Source organism: Streptomyces sp. NPDC048106, from assembly GCF_040706415.1.
Taxonomy (GTDB): domain Bacteria; phylum Actinomycetota; class Actinomycetes; order Streptomycetales; family Streptomycetaceae; genus Streptomyces.
Genome location: NZ_JBEZND010000010.1, coordinates 195,424 through 211,931, shown reverse-complemented (window position 1 = coordinate 211,931; position 16,508 = coordinate 195,424). Strand labels below are relative to the sequence as shown.

General features: G+C 70.5%; 18 protein-coding genes and 4 tRNA genes. 17 read left to right on the top strand and 5 right to left on the bottom strand.

Annotated elements, in window-relative coordinates; genetic code table 11:
* Positions 1-35: 35 nt before the first annotated feature.
* Both AB0927_RS13875 and AB0927_RS13870 read left to right on the top strand, forming a co-directional pair.
* A tRNA-Tyr gene (locus AB0927_RS13875) sits at positions 36-117 on the top strand.
* A gap of 1,381 nt (positions 118-1,498) precedes the next feature.
* Positions 1,499-2,044 carry a hypothetical protein gene (locus AB0927_RS13870; protein WP_366667776.1) on the top strand — a complete coding sequence of 182 codons (546 nt, stop codon included), beginning with the start codon at positions 1,499-1,501 and terminating at the stop codon, positions 2,042-2,044.
* Between the two features lie 112 nt (positions 2,045-2,156).
* Here AB0927_RS13870 and AB0927_RS13865 read toward each other — a convergent pair whose 3' ends face one another.
* A complete protein-coding gene (locus AB0927_RS13865; protein ID WP_366667775.1) occupies positions 2,157-2,666 on the bottom strand; it encodes a hypothetical protein in 510 nt (169 codons plus the stop codon).
* Between the two features lie 459 nt (positions 2,667-3,125).
* Between AB0927_RS13865 and AB0927_RS13860 the strand changes: the two genes are divergently transcribed.
* Entirely contained in the window at positions 3,126-3,350 is a 225-nt protein-coding gene (locus tag AB0927_RS13860) for a hypothetical protein (RefSeq protein WP_366667774.1), read from the top strand.
* Positions 3,351-3,368: 18 nt separating this feature from the next.
* Positions 3,369-3,581, top strand: coding sequence for a hypothetical protein (locus AB0927_RS13855; RefSeq protein WP_366667773.1), 213 nt, complete (start codon positions 3,369-3,371; stop codon positions 3,579-3,581).
* 57 nt (positions 3,582-3,638) lie between these two features.
* Here the strand turns inward: AB0927_RS13855 and AB0927_RS13850 are convergent, their stop codons facing one another.
* Together AB0927_RS13850 and AB0927_RS13845 are read right to left on the bottom strand one after the other, a co-directional pair.
* Positions 3,639-4,295, bottom strand: coding sequence for an SDR family oxidoreductase (locus AB0927_RS13850; protein ID WP_366667772.1), 657 nt, complete (start codon positions 4,293-4,295; stop codon positions 3,639-3,641).
* A 73-nt stretch (positions 4,296-4,368) separates the two neighbouring features.
* Positions 4,369-5,619 (bottom strand): hydrolase, encoded by a 1,251-nt coding sequence (locus tag AB0927_RS13845; RefSeq protein ID WP_366667771.1) that lies wholly within the window; start codon positions 5,617-5,619, stop codon positions 4,369-4,371.
* 309 nt (positions 5,620-5,928) lie between these two features.
* On the opposite strand from AB0927_RS13845, the gene AB0927_RS13840 reads away from it, so the two are divergent.
* The 8 genes from AB0927_RS13840 (at position 5,929) to AB0927_RS13805 (ending at position 10,812) form a co-directional block, all read left to right on the top strand.
* Positions 5,929-6,001 (top strand) — tRNA-Thr (locus AB0927_RS13840).
* Positions 6,002-6,047: 46 nt separating this feature from the next.
* Positions 6,048-6,120, top strand: a tRNA-Met gene (locus AB0927_RS13835).
* A 91-nt stretch (positions 6,121-6,211) separates the two neighbouring features.
* On the top strand, positions 6,212-6,376 hold the full coding sequence (gene rpmG, locus AB0927_RS13830) for a 50S ribosomal protein L33 (RefSeq protein WP_003948671.1): 165 nt from the start codon (positions 6,212-6,214) through the stop codon (positions 6,374-6,376).
* A gap of 112 nt (positions 6,377-6,488) precedes the next feature.
* The gene (locus tag AB0927_RS13825; protein WP_366667770.1) at positions 6,489-6,941 is read left to right on the top strand and encodes a MaoC family dehydratase N-terminal domain-containing protein; all 453 of its coding nucleotides are present in this window, start codon (positions 6,489-6,491) and stop codon (positions 6,939-6,941) included.
* Between the two features lie 7 nt (positions 6,942-6,948).
* Positions 6,949-7,377, top strand: coding sequence for a MaoC family dehydratase (locus AB0927_RS13820; protein WP_366667769.1), 429 nt, complete (start codon positions 6,949-6,951; stop codon positions 7,375-7,377).
* 169 nt (positions 7,378-7,546) lie between these two features.
* Positions 7,547-8,122, top strand: coding sequence for a helix-turn-helix domain-containing protein (locus tag AB0927_RS13815; protein ID WP_366667768.1), 576 nt, complete (start codon positions 7,547-7,549; stop codon positions 8,120-8,122).
* A gap of 102 nt (positions 8,123-8,224) precedes the next feature.
* Complete coding sequence (locus AB0927_RS13810; protein WP_366667767.1) at positions 8,225-9,682, top strand: DHA2 family efflux MFS transporter permease subunit; 1,458 nt, start codon at positions 8,225-8,227, stop codon at positions 9,680-9,682.
* 74 nt (positions 9,683-9,756) lie between these two features.
* Positions 9,757-10,812, top strand: coding sequence for a UDP-N-acetylmuramate dehydrogenase (locus AB0927_RS13805; RefSeq protein ID WP_366667766.1), 1,056 nt, complete (start codon positions 9,757-9,759; stop codon positions 10,810-10,812).
* A 21-nt stretch (positions 10,813-10,833) separates the two neighbouring features.
* On the opposite strand, the gene AB0927_RS13800 is transcribed toward AB0927_RS13805, so the two are convergent.
* Together AB0927_RS13800 and AB0927_RS13795 are read right to left on the bottom strand one after the other, a co-directional pair.
* Positions 10,834-11,865, bottom strand: a complete 1,032-nt coding sequence (locus AB0927_RS13800; RefSeq protein ID WP_366667765.1) for an adenosine deaminase — start codon at positions 11,863-11,865, stop codon at positions 10,834-10,836.
* A gap of 134 nt (positions 11,866-11,999) precedes the next feature.
* Complete coding sequence (locus tag AB0927_RS13795) at positions 12,000-13,226, bottom strand: pyridoxal phosphate-dependent aminotransferase (RefSeq protein WP_366667764.1); 1,227 nt, start codon at positions 13,224-13,226, stop codon at positions 12,000-12,002.
* 262 nt (positions 13,227-13,488) lie between these two features.
* On the opposite strand from AB0927_RS13795, the gene AB0927_RS13790 reads away from it, so the two are divergent.
* From AB0927_RS13790 to rplA, 5 genes are all read left to right on the top strand, one after another.
* Positions 13,489-13,561 (top strand) — tRNA-Trp (locus AB0927_RS13790).
* A gap of 104 nt (positions 13,562-13,665) precedes the next feature.
* Positions 13,666-13,953: a preprotein translocase subunit SecE gene (gene secE, locus AB0927_RS13785; protein WP_366667763.1), complete on the top strand. Its 288-nt coding sequence runs from the start codon at positions 13,666-13,668 to the stop codon at positions 13,951-13,953.
* Between the two features lie 80 nt (positions 13,954-14,033).
* Positions 14,034-14,933 (top strand): transcription termination/antitermination protein NusG, encoded by a 900-nt coding sequence (gene nusG, locus AB0927_RS13780; RefSeq protein ID WP_366667762.1) that lies wholly within the window; start codon positions 14,034-14,036, stop codon positions 14,931-14,933.
* A 169-nt stretch (positions 14,934-15,102) separates the two neighbouring features.
* Positions 15,103-15,537, top strand: a complete 435-nt coding sequence (rplK, locus tag AB0927_RS13775) for a 50S ribosomal protein L11 (protein ID WP_037657523.1) — start codon at positions 15,103-15,105, stop codon at positions 15,535-15,537.
* Positions 15,538-15,635: 98 nt separating this feature from the next.
* Entirely contained in the window at positions 15,636-16,361 is a 726-nt protein-coding gene (gene rplA, locus AB0927_RS13770) for a 50S ribosomal protein L1 (RefSeq protein WP_366667761.1), read from the top strand.
* The last annotated feature ends 147 nt before the right edge of the window (positions 16,362-16,508 follow it).

Genomic DNA, 16,508 nt, shown 5'->3' with positions numbered 1-16,508 from the left:
CACCGCCGAAAGCGGGTTCGATTGGCAGCAAGCTTGGCGGTGTGCCCGAGCGGCCAAAGGGAGCAGACTGTAAATCTGCCGGCTCAGCCTTCCCAGGTTCGAATCCTGGCGCCGCCACAGTGAGGGAGACCCCCTCTGATCAGGTGAAATACCTGGTCAGAGGGGGTTTCTCGTTGTCGGAGTCTGTTCGGTTCGACGTGCACGAAGTGCGGCCGTGGCTCACCTCGTACCGCCCATATCCCGACGTCAGTCAGTGCGTGTCCCCCAGGTGTCCGCCGGGGGGAGAGGATGATCACTCTGAGCCAGAACGACGCCCCGGCGTGCCGAAGGTCGTAGGGGCGGTCTCTGGCAGCAGACCATTGCGGTTGGTCCGGAAGAGCCGGCCATCGGGCGCCGTGCCCTGGGTGGCGATGTGCTCCCGCAGCATGCGAACGAAGTGCGAGGGGGACGGTCGGGAGTTCTTCTCGGCTCGGGTCTTCAGATGACACGTCTCGTGCGCCGAGCCGTCGTCCGTCCAGCTCCAGGGTGCGTGCGACATCGTCCGGCGGGGTCACGCTCCACCGGTTCCGGTTGAACGCCCAGCCGGAGGGCGCGTCGTGTGAGGGCGGCATCGGGCATGCCCGTCTTCGTCTTCACGAGCGCCGGCGTGATGGTTGGAAGGGCGCGGCGTCTGGACCAGCGAGAACGATTAAAGTCGCCCCCATGGGTGGGGGACCTGAGGCGCAGAGCAGACGAAGAACCAAGAGCCGTACGTGCCTGCAGTGCGATGGCCCGCTGCCAGAGCGGCGCATACCGCGTGTGTTCTGCTCGTGGCGCCACGCGGCAGCCGGCTTGCTGACGACCGTGCTCGTCGTCGTCGTGTCGGTCGCGCGGATCTCTCACCTGTGGGCGCTGTTCGATTGAACTGGCCGGTGTCGGGTCGCAACGGAGCACCGGCCGCCGCTCATCAGTCGACGCGCTTCATGCGGACCGCTCGAAAGCGTGTGGGCTGGTCGTATGAGTGCAGCTTCCTGATTCGCGCAGGTCAGGCCGGGGGCATCTCGCGAATCATGACGCTCCAGCCGTCAGCGGCGGGGCGCCTCTCCTGTGGGCTTCGCGGACTACCTTCCCGAGCACAGAGCCGATCCAATACCGCATTGGAGCCTGAGTACGGACGCCGGACCTTTCTTGGATCACTTCCGCTAGTTCCTTGTAGGTGATGACCGCGTGATAGCTGCGTGCTACACCGACCAAAACCAAGTAGGCCTCTTGTGCCCACCTGCCGTGGGCTTCCTGCGTCCTGGTCTGTCCCACTGCCAGCCCCCTAGATCCGCCGCTCCCCGAAGACCAGGAAGCCGCTACAACGCAGCTCGATCCTGCCCGGTAGGTGATCAGGTGCGCCACAGTCGACGGCGGCCAGCAGAAATTCCCCACGTACGGCCAGCTCGATTCCCCAGTCGGCTGTCACAGTCAGTAGCCTCGGTGCTGGCTCGCGGATCTGGCATGAGGGGTTGTTGACGTGGCTCGTACCTGGCTGTCGATCCGTGTGGAGTTGGTCTCCGGTCACGGTGCGGACCTGTGGCCGCGTCCCGGCCGGGTGTTCGCCGCTGCTCGGTCGCACTCCTTCGCGCAACTCGCCTCGGCCATCGATCTCGCCTTCGCCCGCTGGGACTTGGCTCACCTGCACCTGTTCACGTTGTCCGACGCCACCCACGTCAGCCCGCTGGACTGGTGGGACGGCGAAGCCCCGGACGGCACCGTGGACGGCCATGTGACCAAGCTGAGCAGGCTGCAGGCCGGCGAACAGTTCGCCTATGTCTTCGACATGGGTGATGACTGGGCGCACCTGTGCACGGTGGCGGAGAAGCGTATCGATCCCCTCGAGGAACTCGGCGAGGTGCCCGACCGCCCGGTTTCCTACTGGGGATGGGGCAACCTCCCGGACCAGTACGCGCGCCGTTGGGACGGGGACGATGGGGAGTCGCCGATGCCGAAGCGGCCGGCCCGCGGCCTCAGCGACCTGCCTCCGATCCTGCCGTGGTGGGGCGAACACCGCCGGGGGTGACCTCACGCTGAGGGAGACCCCCTCTGATCAGGTGATACCTGGTCAGAGGGGGTTTCTCGTTGTCGGGGTCTGTTCGAGTCGCCATGAGCCCATGCCGGCGCTGCCCCCGGAGTCACGTGGGGTCGTCGACGCAGCGGCCGGTCGAGGTGCTGCAGACCTTGGGGTGCGGCGGCAGTTCGGGGCCGGAGTAGCCCCACTCCAGGAAGGTGACCGTGCGGCCCGGTGCCAGCACGGCTCTGGCCTGGTGGAGGACGCCCCGGTGATCGTCTCCGTCGAGGCGGAAGGGGCCGGGGTCGTCGAGGACGATGGTGAGCGTGTAGTAGCGCTGGTGGGGCGGGTCGCCGAGCGGGGCCGGCAGGGGGTCGGTGAACCCCTGCATCCGGTGGACGGTGCGCGCGACGCTGTTGTCCACCCCGGGCGTGAAGGGGGTGGGGGCGGCGGTGCCGGCGTCGGAGGAGCCGCAGGTGATCGTGTAGGCCTTCCGGTAGGTGTGGCCGAGGCAGAAGCCGTCCCCCGAGATCCATCCGAAGTCCCTGATGTTCTCGTCGCCCCGGCGGACGACCACCACCGCCTCCCGGGGCGGTCTGGGGCGTTCGCCGGGGAGCGTCGTCGTGCTGAGCAAGCCGGCCAGGGCGCCGTCCTTCGGCCCGAGCCCCGCTGCCGCGTCCACCGGCCGGGGCCGGCCCCGCGACCGCCGCCGGGGCCTTTGTGGCAGCCGGAGCCGATGAGTGGCCCGGCGCGGTGGGACGGTGCGCGTCCCGCTCGTGCTCCCCGTCGGTGCAACCGGCGAGGGCGAGGAAGAACACGCCGCATGCCGTCATTCGTCTGACCCGTCCGGCTCCCACTGGTCCCCCCGTCGGTCACGCTCCCCGTGTCCGCAGTATCGGAGGCGTCCCACCACGCTTCGAGGCGGGCGACGGCGATTGTTACCCGACGCGGAACAAGCGGCAGGGCACACGGGGCACGCGGGGAGCGTGGCAATGCCACTAGAATCGAACGAGTGAACGAATATCGATCGTCGGATCCGGAACAGGATCCCGGTGCGGGTGCGGCCGTCCCCGGTCCGGACGATGCTGGAGGCATGGCCGGGAAGCGCCCCATCGTCGTGCAACTGCCCTCACCGAGCGGTGGGCGCCGGGTGCGGGTGGACGGGGAGATCCTGGGGCTCGCGCACAACGTGCGGGACCTGGTGGAGTTCCTGCGGCGGGCCGGGCTGGAGATCGAGCCGGAGCAGGTGGCGGACTCGCCGTTGATCGACTGGCGCGGGGTGGGCCCCGAGCGCTGGGAGGCGGAGTCGCGCACCTGAAGCGGGCACACTGGCGGCATGTCCTCCAGACGCAGAGCCTGCCCCGTGTGCCACCGCGAGATCGCCGTCGTGGCGGGCCGCTTCGCGCGGCACGATCCGCCCGGAGCACGGGAGGAAGCGCGGCTCGTCTCCTGCGAGGGGTCCCGGCGGCAGGCCGGACTCGGGGCCGCGCAACCGACGCTGGACGGCTACGTCGTACCCGAGTTCCCCGGTCAGCTACCGCTGTTCTGAGGCACCCTCAACTCCCGTCGGCGCGGCCTCGGTTCCCCGCCGCCCGCCGGTACGGCCTCAGTTGCCCGCCACCGACTTCACCGCGACCGACACCGGCGTCGAACCCCCCGTCAGCTCCAGCGTCAGACCGGCCGTCGCCGGCGTGTCCACCAGCTCCGCGAGTACGGCGGCCACGTCGTCGCGCGGGACCATGCCGCGCCCGGTGTGCGCCTCCAGGCGGACCAGCCCGGTGCCCGCGTCGTCGGTCAGCGAGCCGGGCCGCAGGATCGTCCAGTCCAGGTCCTGCTGACGGGTCACGTACGCGTCGGCCTCGCCCTTGGCGCGCAGGTAGACGTCGAACACCTCGTCGCCCTGGTGCGTGGCGTCCGCGCCCATCGAGGACACCACCACGAACCGGCGTACGCCCGCGCGCACGGCCGCGTCCGCGAAGAGCACCGCCGCGCCCCGGTCCACCGTCTCCTTGCGGGCCGTACCGCTGCCCGGACCCGCGCCGGCCGCGAACACCGCCGCGTCCGCGCCCCGCAGCGCCTCCGTGACGTCCTCCACCGAGGCGGACTCCAGATCGAGCACCACCGGCTCGGCCCCGGCCGCCCGCAGATCGTCGCCTTGTTCCGCCCTGCGGATGATCCCCGCGACCTCGTCCCCACGCGCGGCGAGCAGCCGCTCCAGCCGTAGCGCGATCTGACCGTGACCACCAGCGATGACAATGCGCATGCTTCCGACCGTACGCCCGAACACCCCCGATCGCGCACGGGTCGGCCCCGGGCAAGCCGGGCCCCGGCCGGTCCTACGGCACCTCGCCGCGCCCCTGCCGCGGCAGCCCCAGCTCCGAGGCCGCCGCCGAGTCGCGGTACTCGCGCACCGCGCTCGTACGGGCCACCACCCGGGCGCGGTGGATCACGATCCGGCTGTACGCCAGCGAGAGGGCGCCCGGCAGATGGTCGCCGCGGACGGCGAGGAGTTCGGCGGGAAACCCCGCCTCCACGCGGACCCGGGGCAGGCCCAGCGCCGCGCGGGCCGTGGCGCTCACGGCGTCGTACGCGTCCTGGGGGCGCAGCCCGTGGGCGGAGGCGAGGAGGTAGGCGGCCTCCAGGGGATCGCCGCGGCCCACGGGGTTCGACACGTCCCGCAGGGCGCCGCTGCCCGCCGCCACCCGGACCCCGGCCGCGCGCAGCAGCCGTACCGGAGCCGCGCCCCGCCGGTCGGTGCCGCCGCAGCCGCCCTGCGGCAGGCACACGACCGTCACCCCGGCCGCCGCGAGCTGGTCCACGAGGCGGGAGGCGGCCTCGGCGGGCAGGCGCGCGAGACCGGCGCACGGCCCGATCGTCACGCCGGGGCGCAGACCACCCGCCATCGCCGCGAGCCGGGACAGCCGCGCCGGATCGGCGGCGTCCGTGTGCAGGTCCACCGGCCGGCCGTGCTCCGCGGCCACCTCCAGGACCGCCTCCACGTAGCCCGTGGGATCCGGGTCCAGGTCAGGGCAGCCGCCCACCGCCGCCGCGCCCATCTTCACCCCGTCCCGCAGCATCGCCAGCCCGTCCGCCCCGGCCACCCCCGTCAGCAGCCGGGGCATCGCCACCGCCGTCAGCTCCGCGAGCCCCCGCAGCGCCCGCCGTGCCCGCAGGACGGCGCCCAGCGCGCCGAGCCCCTGTACGTCGCCCACGCGCACGTGCGCCCGTACCGCCGTCGCCCCGTGCCCGAGCTGGAGCAGCGCCGCCTCCGTGGCCCGGCGCTGGACGTCCTCGGGGGCGTACGAGGCCGGGCCGGGCCGCTCGGCGGAGAGGGCGGTGTCGCCGTGGGCGTGCGGCTCCGCCGGGGCGGGCAGCAGCAGATAGCCGGTCAGGTCCACCCGCTGGGCGCCCGCGGGGACCGGACCCCGCGCCAGGCTGCCCGCGGTGCCCACCGCCTCGATGCGCCCGCCACCCAGCCGTACGTCCACGGTCCGGCCGTCGGTCAGCCGTGCCCCGCACAGCAGCAGGCCGCCCGAGGGGTTCGACGAGTTCGACGGCGGGTGCGGCTGCGGCTGGCTGTCGGGCATCGCGCTCCAAGGTCGGGGAGGGCAGGAGGGCCTGTGACGTGCCGGAAACGGCGACCGGGGGCTCGGGGCGCCCCAAGATCACACAGGACGGGTCGAGCCTAGGGTGACGAGCCGCACAGGTCGCGCAGGAGCGCAATAGTCGTACCGGCGTGGCCCGCCCGGCCCGCCCGCGTGCCGTGCCGCACCCCTCCGGGAGGGCTCCGGCACCACACCCGCCGGGGCCGTCGCAGGCGGCTCGCGGGCGGTCCCGCGCCCCGTGGATATGGATTTGGGCGAACGGCGGCGGACCGTGTAATGTCTTCATCGCTCGCCCCAATAGCTCAGTCGGCAGAGCGTCTCCATGGTAAGGAGAAGGTCAACGGTTCGATTCCGTTTTGGGGCTCTGGTGTGAGAGGTTCCCGTCGCGAGACGGGATCCGATCTCATCAAAGCGGTGTAGCTCAGTCGGTAGAGCAAGCGGCTCATAATCGCTGTGTCACCGGTTCAAGTCCGGTCACCGCTACTGACAGTAGCCGATTGTGGGGTCGGTCCTTCAATCGGCTACTCTTTTCTGCGTTGAACAAAGCCCATCCGTTCGTCTTAGGAGCACTCACGTGGCTGCCACCGACGTCCGCCCGAAGATCACGCTGGCCTGCGTGGAGTGCAAGGAGCGGAACTACATCACCAAGAAGAACCGGCGTAACAACCCGGACCGTCTTGAGATGAAGAAGCACTGCCCGCGTTGCAACGCGCACACCGCGCACCGCGAAACGCGATAAAAGGCTCGTCCGCGAGGCCGTCCCCTTCCGAGGGGGCGGCCTCGCGGCGTTTTCACGGTCGGGGCCCGGATAGTTTGGGACCCTCACACCAGACATCAGGAGGTGCCGGGCCATGGCGCTCGACCAGTCCTTCGTGGGGCGGACCTATCCGCCCACCGCGCCCTACGAGGTGGGCCGGGAGAAGATCCGTGAGTTCGCCGAGGCCGTGGGGGAGACCAATCCGGTGTTCACGGACCCGGAGGCCGCCAAGGCGTACGGGCATTCCGATGTGATCGCCCCCCCGACCTTCGTGTTCTCGATTACTTTCCGTGATGCCGGCCAGGTGGTCGAGGACCCGCAGCTCGGTCTGGACTACAGCCGGGTCGTGCACGGCGACCAGAAGTTCGCCTACCGCCGCCCGGTCCGGGCCGGCGACCGGCTGACGGTCACCTCCACGATCGAGGCGATCAAGTCCCTCGCGGGCAACGACATCCTGGACATCCGCGGTGAGGTGCACGACGAGGCGGGGGAACTCGTCGTGACCGCGTGGACCAAGCTCGTGGCCCGTGCGGCCGAGGGGGTTTGAGCGGCTGATGACGGCGAAGATCGGCTACGACGACGTCGAGGTCGGCACCGAGCTGCCGGCGCAGACCTTCCCTGTGACGCGCGCCACGCTCGTGCGCTACGCGGGCGCCTCCGGGGACTTCAACCCCATCCACTGGAACGAGAAGTTCGCCAAGGAGGTGGGCCTGCCGGACGTCATCGCGCACGGCATGTTCACCATGGCCGAGGCGATCCGCGTGGTCACGGACTGGCTCGGCGACCCGGGGGCGGTCGTGGAGTACGGCGTGCGCTTCACGAAGCCGGTGGTCGTGCCCAACGACGACGAGGGCGCCCTGATCGAGGTCAGCGCCAAGGTCGCGGCCAAGCTGGACGACAACGCGGTCCGCGTGGACCTCACGGCGACCAGCGCCGGGCAGAAGGTGCTGGGGATGGCGCGGGCGGTCGTACGACTCGCCTGACACCCGGCGGCGGCAGCGGTACGTGAGTAAGGGGCGTCCTCATGGCAGGGCGCCCCTTACGCGCACCCGCGTCTCTTGCGGCAAGGGGCGATCACGGCAAGGGGCGATCACGGAAACTGTTCAACCGCGGCAACTGGCAATCGAGGTAATTGAGTACTAACTTACTTCCATGCCCAGGATGAGTGCAGAAGAGCGGCGCGAAAGCGTCGTCCGCGCGGCGATGGAGGAGTTCGGCCGAGGTGGCTACTACGGCACCTCCACCGAGGCCATCGCCCGGCGGGTCGGCGTGTCGCAGCCGTACCTCTTCCGGCTCTTCCCGGGGAAGCGGGCGATCTTCCTGGCGGCGGCGGAACGCTGCGTGGAGGACACCATCCGCATGTTCGAGGAGGCGACCGAGGGCCTGGAGGGGGAACAGGCCAAGCACGCCATGGCCGAGGCCTACACCGCGGCCATCACGGAACAGCCCTCGCGGCTGATGATGCAGATGCAGATGTACCTGGCCGTCGCCGCCGCCGAACAGGAGGGCGACCGGGAGTTCGGCGAGGCCGTGCGGGCCGGCTGGACGCGGCTGTGGGACGCGGTCCACCTGCCGCTCGGCGCGGACGTGACCGGCACGACCGAGTTCCTGGCGTACGGAATGCTCATCAACTCCCTGGTGGCCATGGGCTTCCCGCGCGAGCACCGGGTGTGGGAGGGGCTGGAGCCGGTCCCCGTCGAGCGTGGAACGGGCGGGCCGGAAGCGTAGGCGGGGCGGGGGCCCATGGGTGGGCGCATACGCACGCCCGCAAGAGTTAGTCATCAATAACTAACCAAACACGAACCGGGAGCCCATCTCCCTGGGGGAGCGATGTCACAGCAGACCCAGCAGAATCAGCAGAACCAACAGACCCGCGGGAGCGCCGTCTGGGCCCTCCTCGTCACCAGCGTCGCCGGATTCATGGCGGCCCTGGACAACCTCGTCGTCACCACCGCCCTGCCCGCCATCCGCGAGGATCTCGGCGGGGCGCTGGACGACCTGGAGTGGACGGTGAGCGCGTACACCCTCCCGTTCGCCTGCCTGCTGATGTTCGGCGCCGCGCTCGGCGACCGGTTCGGGCGCAGGCGGCTGTTCATCGCCGGGCTCACGATCTTCACCGCCGCCTCCGCCGCCGCGGCGTCGGCCCCTGGCATCGGCTCCCTGATCGCCGCCCGCGCGGTGCAGGGCGTGGGCGCGGCCGTGATGACGCCGCTGACGCTGACCCTGCTGACCGTGGCCGTGCCCGCCGCCAGGCGGGGGATGATGTACGGCATCTGGGGCGCCGTCAACGGTCTCGCCGTCGCCTCGGGCCCCCTCATCGGCGGCAGCCTCACCGAACACGCGTCCTGGCACTGGATCTTCTGGCTGAACGTTCCGCTCGGCCTGATCACGTTGCCGTTCGCCCGCCTCCGCCTCGCCGAGTCGCACGGCGCCGGCGCCCGCCTGGACACCCCCGGCACCCTGCTCGCCGGCGGCGGCCTGTTCGGGATCGTCTACGGCCTGGTCCGCGGCCCCTCCGACGGCTGGACGGACGAGGTCGTCCTGACCGCGCTGTCGGCCGGCGGCGCACTCCTCCTCGCCTTCGTCGTCCACGGCTCCCGCGCCGCGCACCCCATGCTGCCGATGCGCCTCTTCCGCTCCCGCGCCTTCTCCGGGATCAACGCGGCGAGCCTGCTGATGTTCGTCGGCATGTTCGGCTCGATCTTCCTGCTCAGCCAGTACATGCAGAACGTGCTCGGCTACTCGCCCACCCAGGCGGGGCTCCGGATGCTGCCGTGGACCGGTATGCCGATGGTCGTCGCGCCGATCGCCGGGTTCCTGTCCGACCGGGTGGGCGGCCGCCCGGTCGTCGCCATGGGCCTGCTCCTCCAGGCCGCCGGCCTCGGCTACCTGGCGTGCGTGGTCACCACGCACGCCTCCTACGCCGACCAGTTGCCCGGCCTCGTCCTCAGCGGCGCCGGCATGGCCCTGTACTTCGCCCCGGCCGCCAACCTCGTCATGTCCAGCGTCCGGCCCCACGAGCAGGGCATCGCCTCCGGCGCGAACAACGCCCTGCGCGAGGTCGGCGGCGCGCTCGGCATCGCCGTCATGTCGTCGATCTTCTCGGCGTACGGCGGCTACACCTCCGCCGGGTCCTTCGTCGACGGCCTGCGCCCGGCCCTGACCACCGGCGCCGCCGCGGTCACCCTCGCCGCACTGGCCACCCTGGCCATCCCGCCCCGCCTCACCGGCCCCCGGCCGACGGCCGTGGAACCGGCCACCCAGGCCATGGAGCCCACGGCGGGCTGACCGGCCGCCCTTCCCGTACGACCGTCCGCCGACAGCTGACGTCGCTGTCGGAGCCGTCTCGTAGTCTTGGCCCCGTGCACGTACTCCACGACGCCCCCCTTGCCCCGCTGACCACGTTTCGGCTCGGTGGTCCCGCGATGCGGTTGGTGACCGCCGGGACGGATGCCGAGGTGATCGACGCCGTCCGGGAGGCGGACGACAGCGGGACTCCGTTGCTGGTCGTCGGCGGGGGGTCGAACCTCGTCATCGGGGACAAGGGGTTCGAGGGGACCGCGCTGCGGATCGCCACCCGGGGGGTGGAGCTGCGGGGGACCACCCTGGAGCTGGCGGCCGGTGAGGTGTGGAGTGACGCCGTCGCCCGCAGCGTGGCGGCCGGGCTCGCCGGGATCGAGTGCCTGGCCGGGATCCCCGGGTCCGCGGGGGCCACGCCGATCCAGAACGTGGGGGCGTACGGCCAGGAGGTCTCCGCGACGATCTCCGAGGTGATCGCCTACGACCGGCGCGCCGGTGAGACGGTCACGCTGTCCGGCGAGGAGTGCGCCTTCTCGTACCGCCACAGCCGCTTCAAGGCCGACCCCGAGCGCCATGTCGTCCTGCGCGTCCGCTTCGAGCTGGAGGACGCGGGCGGGCTGTCGGCGCCGGTCAGGTACGCGGAGACGGCCCGTGCGCTCGGGGTCGAGCCCGGTGACCGGGTGCCGCTGGCCCAGGCGCGCGAGACCGTGCTGAGGCTGCGCGCCGGGAAGGGCATGGTCCTGGACGCCGAGGACCACGACACCTGGTCGGCCGGCTCCTTCTTCACCAACCCGATCCTCGGCGAGGAGCAGTTCGCCGCGTTCCGGACGCGCGTGCGCGAGCGGCTCGGCGAAGGTGTCGAGCCGCCCGCCTACCCCGCGGGGGAGGGGCGTGCGAAGACCTCCGCGGCCTGGCTGATCGACAAGGCCGGTTTCACCAAGGGGTACGGCACCGGGCCCGCCCGCATCTCCACCAAGCACACCCTCGCCCTCACCAACCGCGGCGACGCCACCACCGAGGACCTGCTCGCCCTGGCCCGCGAGGTCGTCGCCGGGGTGCGCGAGGCCTTCGGAATCACCCTGGTCAACGAGCCGGTGATGGTGGGCGTCAGCCTCTAGACGGCCCGGGCGTAGACACCGTCACGACGTCAGCCACTCGTCGACGCCCGCCAGCAGCGCCGCCTTCGTGTCCGCCGGGGCGGCCGAGCCGCGGATGGACTGGCGGGCCAGTTCGGCGAGTTCGGCGTCGGAGAAGCCGTGGGAACGGCGGGCGATCTCGTACTGGGCGGCCAGCCGCGAGCCGAACAGCAGGGGGTCGTCGGCGCCCAGGGCCATGGGGACCCCGGCGTCGAAGAAGGTGCGCAGCGGCACGTCCTGGGGCTTCTCGTAGACGCCGAGGGCCACGTTGGACGCCGGGCACACCTCGCAGGTCACCTGGCGGTCGGCCAGCCGCTTCAGCAGCCGGGGGTCCTCCGCCGCGCGCACCCCGTGCCCGATCCGCGCCGCGTGCAGATCGTCCAGGCAGTCCCGCACCGAGGCCGGGCCGGTCAGCTCGCCGCCGTGCGGGGCCGACAGCAGGCCGCCCTCGCGCGCGATGTGGAAGGCCCGGTCGAAGTCCCGCGCCATCCCGCGCCGCTCGTCGTTCGAGAGGCCGAAGCCCACCACGCCCCGGTCCGCGTACCGCACCGCGAGCCGGGCCAGCGTGCGGGCGTCCAGCGGGTGCTTCATCCGGTTGGCGGCCACCAGGACCCGCATCCCCAGACCGGTCTCCCGGGAGGTGCTGTCCACCGCGTCCAGGATGATCTCCAGCGTCGGGATCAGACCGCCGAGCCGGGGCGCGTACGACGTCGGGTCCACCTGGATCTCCAGCCAGCCCGAGCCGTCCCGCAGATCCTCCATCGCGGCCTCCCGCACCAGCCGCTGGATGTCCTCCGGCTCGCGCACGCAGGAGCGCGCCGCGTCGTACAGCCGCTGGAAGCGGAACCAGCCCCGCTCGTCCGTGGCCCGGAGTTTCGGCGGCTCGCCGCTGGTCAGGGCCTCCGACAGCGTGTCGGGCAGTCGCACGCCGTGCTTGTCGGCCAGTTCCAGCACGGTGCTCGGCCGCATCGAGCCGGTGAAGTGCAGGTGCAGATGGGCTTTCGGCAGCTCAGAGAGATCACGTACACGCTCCATTCCCAGATCCTGCCGCACACCCCCGGTTTCCCGGTAGCCGTTTCCCCGTTCGAGGTCTTGCCCGCACAAACAAGCGGGAGGGTCTGTCCTGGGAACGTTCCCAGGACAGACCCTCCCGCCGGACGGAGGAACGCTCAGTCCCTGGCCTCCGCCAGCAGCTTCTGGATCCGGCTCACGCCCTCCACCAGGTCTTCGTCGCCGAGCGCGTACGACAGCCGCAGGTACCCCGGCGTGCCGAAGGCCTCACCCGGGACGACCGCGACCTCGGCCTCCTCCAGGATCAGCGCGGCCAGCTCGACCGAGTTCTGCGGGCGCTTGCCGCGGATCTCCTTGCCGAGCAGGGCCTTGACCGACGGGTAGGCGTAGAACGCGCCCTCGGGCTCCGGGCAGAGCACACCGTCGATCTCGTTCAGCATCCGCACGATCGTCTTGCGGCGCCGGTCGAAGGCCTCGCGCATCTTCGCCACGGCCGTCAGGTCACCGGAGACGGCGGCCAGCGCGGCGGCCTGCGCCACGTTCGACACGTTCGAGGTGGCGTGCGACTGGAGGTTGGTCGCCGCCTTGACGACGTCCTTGGGGCCGATGACCCAGCCCACCCGCCAGCCGGTCATGGCGTACGTCTTCGCCACGCCGTTGACCACGATGCACTTGTCGCGCAGCTCGGGCAGCAGGGCGGGCAGGGACACGGAGACCGCGTCGCCGTAGACCAGGTGCTCGTAGATCTCGTCCGTGAGCACCCACAGGCCGTGCTCCAGGGCCCAGCGGCCGATCGCCTCGGTCTCGGCCTCCGAGTACACCGCGCCGGTCGGGTTGGACGGGGAGACGAAGAGCACGACCTTCGTCTTCTCCGTGCGCGCCGCTTCAAGCTGCTCGACGGAGACGCGGTACCCGGTGGTCTCGTCGGCCACGACCTCCACCGGCACACCGCCGGCGAGCCGGATCGACTCCGGGTAGGTGGTCCAGTACGGCGCGGGGACGATGACCTCGTCGCCCGGGTCGAGGATCGCGGCGAACGCCTCGTAGATGGCCTGCTTGCCGCCGTTGGTGACGAGGACCTGGGAGACGTCGGGCTCCCAGCCGGAGTCGCGCAGCGTCTTCGCGGCGATCGCGGCCTTCAGCTCGGGCAGTCCGCCGGCCGGGGTGTAGCGGTGGTACTTCGGGTTCTTGCAGGCCTCGATCGCGGCCTCGACGATGTAGTCCGGGGTGGGGAAGTCGGGCTCACCGGCGCCGAAGCCGATCACCGGTCGCCCGGCGGCCTTCAGGGCCTTGGCCTTGGCGTCCACGGCGAGGGTGGCCGACTCGGAGATCGCGCCGACTCGGGCGGAGACCCGGCGCTCGGTGGGAGGGGTTGCAGCGCTCATGCCGCCCATGGTTCCAGACCGGAAATGTCCGGGGCACGCGGGTTTCACACTCTGAACGGCATCGGGTCGAGGCGTGAACAGGTATCCGAATACGGCCCCCGGCCTGGACGATCTTCGTTTCCGGGGGCGCGGGCGGCCACTTTCTGTTCGACGCCGGGCCCCGGACCACGTACACTCTCTCCTCGTTGGCCTTCAGCAGCCGCAGGCGGGACCGGTGCACACCTAGCACCCAGCCGGATGCGGTACGTTGGGGGACACGCAAAGGGTCGTAGCTCAATTGGTAGAGCACCGGTCTCCAAAACCGGCGGTTGGGGGTTCAAGTCCCTCCGGCCCTGCTACACACACCGCCAGGATGTGTGCGCTTGTACGTACAGCAATGCACCGCCGTGCGGCTCAAACCGGGCGCGGCACGGCCACGACCCGGGATCAGGTGAGGTTTATGACGGACGCCGTGGGCTCCATCGATACGCCTGATGCCCAGGACGAAGTGCCTGAGGCCAAGAAGAAGGCCCGCAAGGGCGGCAAGCGCGCCAAGAAGGGCCCGCTGAAGCGCCTGGCCACCTTCTACCGCCAGATCATCGCGGAGCTGCGCAAGGTCGTCTGGCCCGCGCGCAACCAGCTGACGTCGTACACCACCGTGGTGATCTTCTTCGTCGCCATCATGATCGCGCTGGTGACCGTGATTGACTATGGGCTCAACCACGCGGCCAAGTACGTCTTCGGCTGAGCCAAGAGCGAAGGGCGCCGTGGCACCGGCGCCCGTTTTCGCATGTTCCACCCCTATGTAACCAGGAAGAAGCAGCCATCGTGTCTGACCCGAACCTGAACGACGACGCCACCGAGTCTCGCGGGAACGCTGCCGAGATGGTGGACGACGAGCTCGACATCGTCGAGGGCGCGGACGAGCAGGACGAGTTCGAGGCTGCCGAGGCCGAGGCGGGCGAGCCGGCCGAGGAGGCCGCGCTGCACATCGAGGACGCCGACGACGCGGACGACGCGGACGATGAAGAGGCCGCCGAGGACGAGGAAGCCGAGGAGGGCGACGAGGACGCCGCCGCCGAGGCCGTCGAGGAGGAGCCGGCCGCTCCGGTCGACCCCGTCCAGGCCCTGCGCGAGGAACTGCGCACCCTTCCCGGCGAGTGGTACGTCATCCACACGTACGCCGGTTACGAGAACCGCGTGAAGACCAACCTGGAGCAGCGCGCCGTCTCGCTGAACGTCGAGGACTACATCTTCCAGGCCGAGGTGCCGCAGGAAGAGGTCGTCCAGATCAAGAACGGCGACCGCAAGACGATCAAGCAGAACAAGCTGCCGGGTTACGTCCTGGTCCGCATGGACCTGACCAACGAGTCCTGGGGCGTCGTCCGCAACACGCCCGGCGTCACCGGCTTCGTGGGCAACGCGTACGACCCGTACCCGCTGACCCTGGACGAGATCGTCAAGATGCTCGCCCCGGAGGCCGAGGAGAAGGCCGCCCGCGAGGCCGCCGAAGCCGAGGGCAAGCCCGCCCCGCAGCGCAAGGTCGAGGTCCAGGTGCTGGACTTCGAGGTCGGCGACTCGGTCACCGTCACCGACGGCCCGTTCGCCACCCTCCAGGCGACCATCAACGAGATCAACGCCGACTCCAAGAAGGTCAAGGGCCTGGTGGAGATCTTCGGCCGCGAGACGCCGGTCGAGCTTTCCTTCGACCAGATCCAGAAGAACTAGTTCCTTCTGGACCTACCGCTTCCGAACAGGTCGGACGGGCTGACTACGGCCCGTCTGACCTGCTCGGTTTTTGGCCGCGCATCCATACCCGTTATCGTTGTGCGGTATGCCTGCGTCCGGGTTGTCCCCGGAAGCGGGCAGGACCCGAATCGAAAGGACCCGGAGAGCTATGCCTCCCAAGAAGAAGAAGGTCACGGGGCTCATCAAGCTCCAGATCCAGGCCGGTGCCGCCAACCCGGCTCCGCCGGTCGGCCCGGCGCTGGGTCAGCACGGCGTCAACATCATGGAGTTCTGCAAGGCCTACAACGCCGCGACCGAGTCGCAGCGTGGCTGGGTCATCCCGGTGGAGATCACGGTCTACGAGGACCGCTCCTTCACCTTCGTCACCAAGACGCCGCCGGCCGCGAAGATGATCCTCAAGGCCGCGGGTGTGGAGAAGGGCTCCGGCGAGCCGCACAAGACCAAGGTCGCCAAGATCACCCAGGCGCAGGTCCGCGAGATCGCCACGACCAAGATGCCCGACCTGAACGCGAACGACCTGGACGCCGCGGCGAAGATCATCGCCGGCACCGCGCGCTCCATGGGCGTCACGGTCGAGGGCTGACCACCACCAGCAGGTAATGCGGCCGTAGCCGGTCGCACGTGGCAGGGCCTGCTCGGCCCAGGGACCACGACTCCTTTCAGAACACACAGGAGCAAGTTGTGAGCAAGCGCAGCAAGGCTCTCCGCGCTGCGGACGCCAAGATCGACCGGGAGAAGCTGTACGCCCCGCTCGAGGCCGTCCGTCTCGCCAAGGAGACCTCCACGACCAAGTTCGACGGCACCGTCGAGGTCGCCTTCCGTCTGGGTGTCGACCCGCGCAAGGCCGACCAGATGGTCCGTGGCACCGTGAACCTTCCGCACGGCACCGGTAAGACCGCCCGGGTCCTGGTCTTCGCGACCGGTGACCGTGCCGAGGCCGCGCGTGCCGCGGGCGCCGACATCGTCGGTGCCGACGAGCTGATCGACGAGGTCTCGAAGGGCCGCCTGGACTTCGACGCCGTCGTCGCCACCCCGGACCTCATGGGCAAGGTCGGCCGCCTCGGCCGCGTCCTCGGCCCCCGTGGTCTGATGCCGAACCCGAAGACCGGCACCGTCACCCCCGACGTGACCAAGGCCGTCACGGACATCAAGGGCGGCAAGATCGAGTTCCGCGTCGACAAGCACTCGAACCTGCACTTCATCATCGGCAAGGTGTCCTTCGACGACACCAAGCTGGTGGAGAACTACGGCGCCGCGCTGGAGGAGATCCTCCGTCTGAAGCCGTCCGCCGCCAAGGGTCGCTACATCAAGAAGGCCGCCATCACCACCACGATGGGCCCCGGCATCCAGCTCGACCCGAACCGCACCCGCAACCTCCTCGTCGAGGAGGACCCGGCCGCCGTCTGAGCCCTGCGCTCACCCCGGTAGCCGCGTCGGGTACGCGTGACTGAAGGGCGGGCCCCGCAACCTTTCCAGGTGCGGGGCCCGTCCTTTCTTTCTGTGTACGAGCTGTTCGTCGTACGACTGTCAGCGGCCAGCACTAGGCTGCCGCGG

What these genes read in the sequence shown, in the direction of transcription:
- AB0927_RS13860 (WP_366667774.1), top strand. Translation starts at nt 3,126, where the DNA reads ATGGCCGGGAAGCGCCCCATCGTCGTGCAACTGCCCTCACCGAGCGGT.
- AB0927_RS13855 (WP_366667773.1), top strand. Translation starts at nt 3,369, where the DNA reads ATGTCCTCCAGACGCAGAGCCTGCCCCGTGTGCCACCGCGAGATCGCC.
- AB0927_RS13850 (WP_366667772.1), bottom strand. Translation starts at nt 4,295, where the DNA reads ATGCGCATTGTCATCGCTGGTGGTCACGGTCAGATCGCGCTACGGCTG.
- AB0927_RS13845 (WP_366667771.1), bottom strand. Translation starts at nt 5,619, where the DNA reads ATGCCCGACAGCCAGCCGCAGCCGCACCCGCCGTCGAACTCGTCGAAC.
- AB0927_RS13825 (WP_366667770.1), top strand. Translation starts at nt 6,489, where the DNA reads ATGGCGCTCGACCAGTCCTTCGTGGGGCGGACCTATCCGCCCACCGCG.
- AB0927_RS13820 (WP_366667769.1), top strand. Translation starts at nt 6,949, where the DNA reads ATGACGGCGAAGATCGGCTACGACGACGTCGAGGTCGGCACCGAGCTG.
- AB0927_RS13815 (WP_366667768.1), top strand. Translation starts at nt 7,547, where the DNA reads ATGCCCAGGATGAGTGCAGAAGAGCGGCGCGAAAGCGTCGTCCGCGCG.
- AB0927_RS13810 (WP_366667767.1), top strand. Translation starts at nt 8,225, where the DNA reads ATGTCACAGCAGACCCAGCAGAATCAGCAGAACCAACAGACCCGCGGG.
- AB0927_RS13800 (WP_366667765.1), bottom strand. Translation starts at nt 11,865, where the DNA reads ATGGAGCGTGTACGTGATCTCTCTGAGCTGCCGAAAGCCCATCTGCAC.
- AB0927_RS13795 (WP_366667764.1), bottom strand. Translation starts at nt 13,226, where the DNA reads ATGAGCGCTGCAACCCCTCCCACCGAGCGCCGGGTCTCCGCCCGAGTC.
- secE (WP_366667763.1), top strand. Translation starts at nt 13,666, where the DNA reads ATGACGGACGCCGTGGGCTCCATCGATACGCCTGATGCCCAGGACGAA.
- rplK (WP_037657523.1), top strand. Translation starts at nt 15,103, where the DNA reads ATGCCTCCCAAGAAGAAGAAGGTCACGGGGCTCATCAAGCTCCAGATC.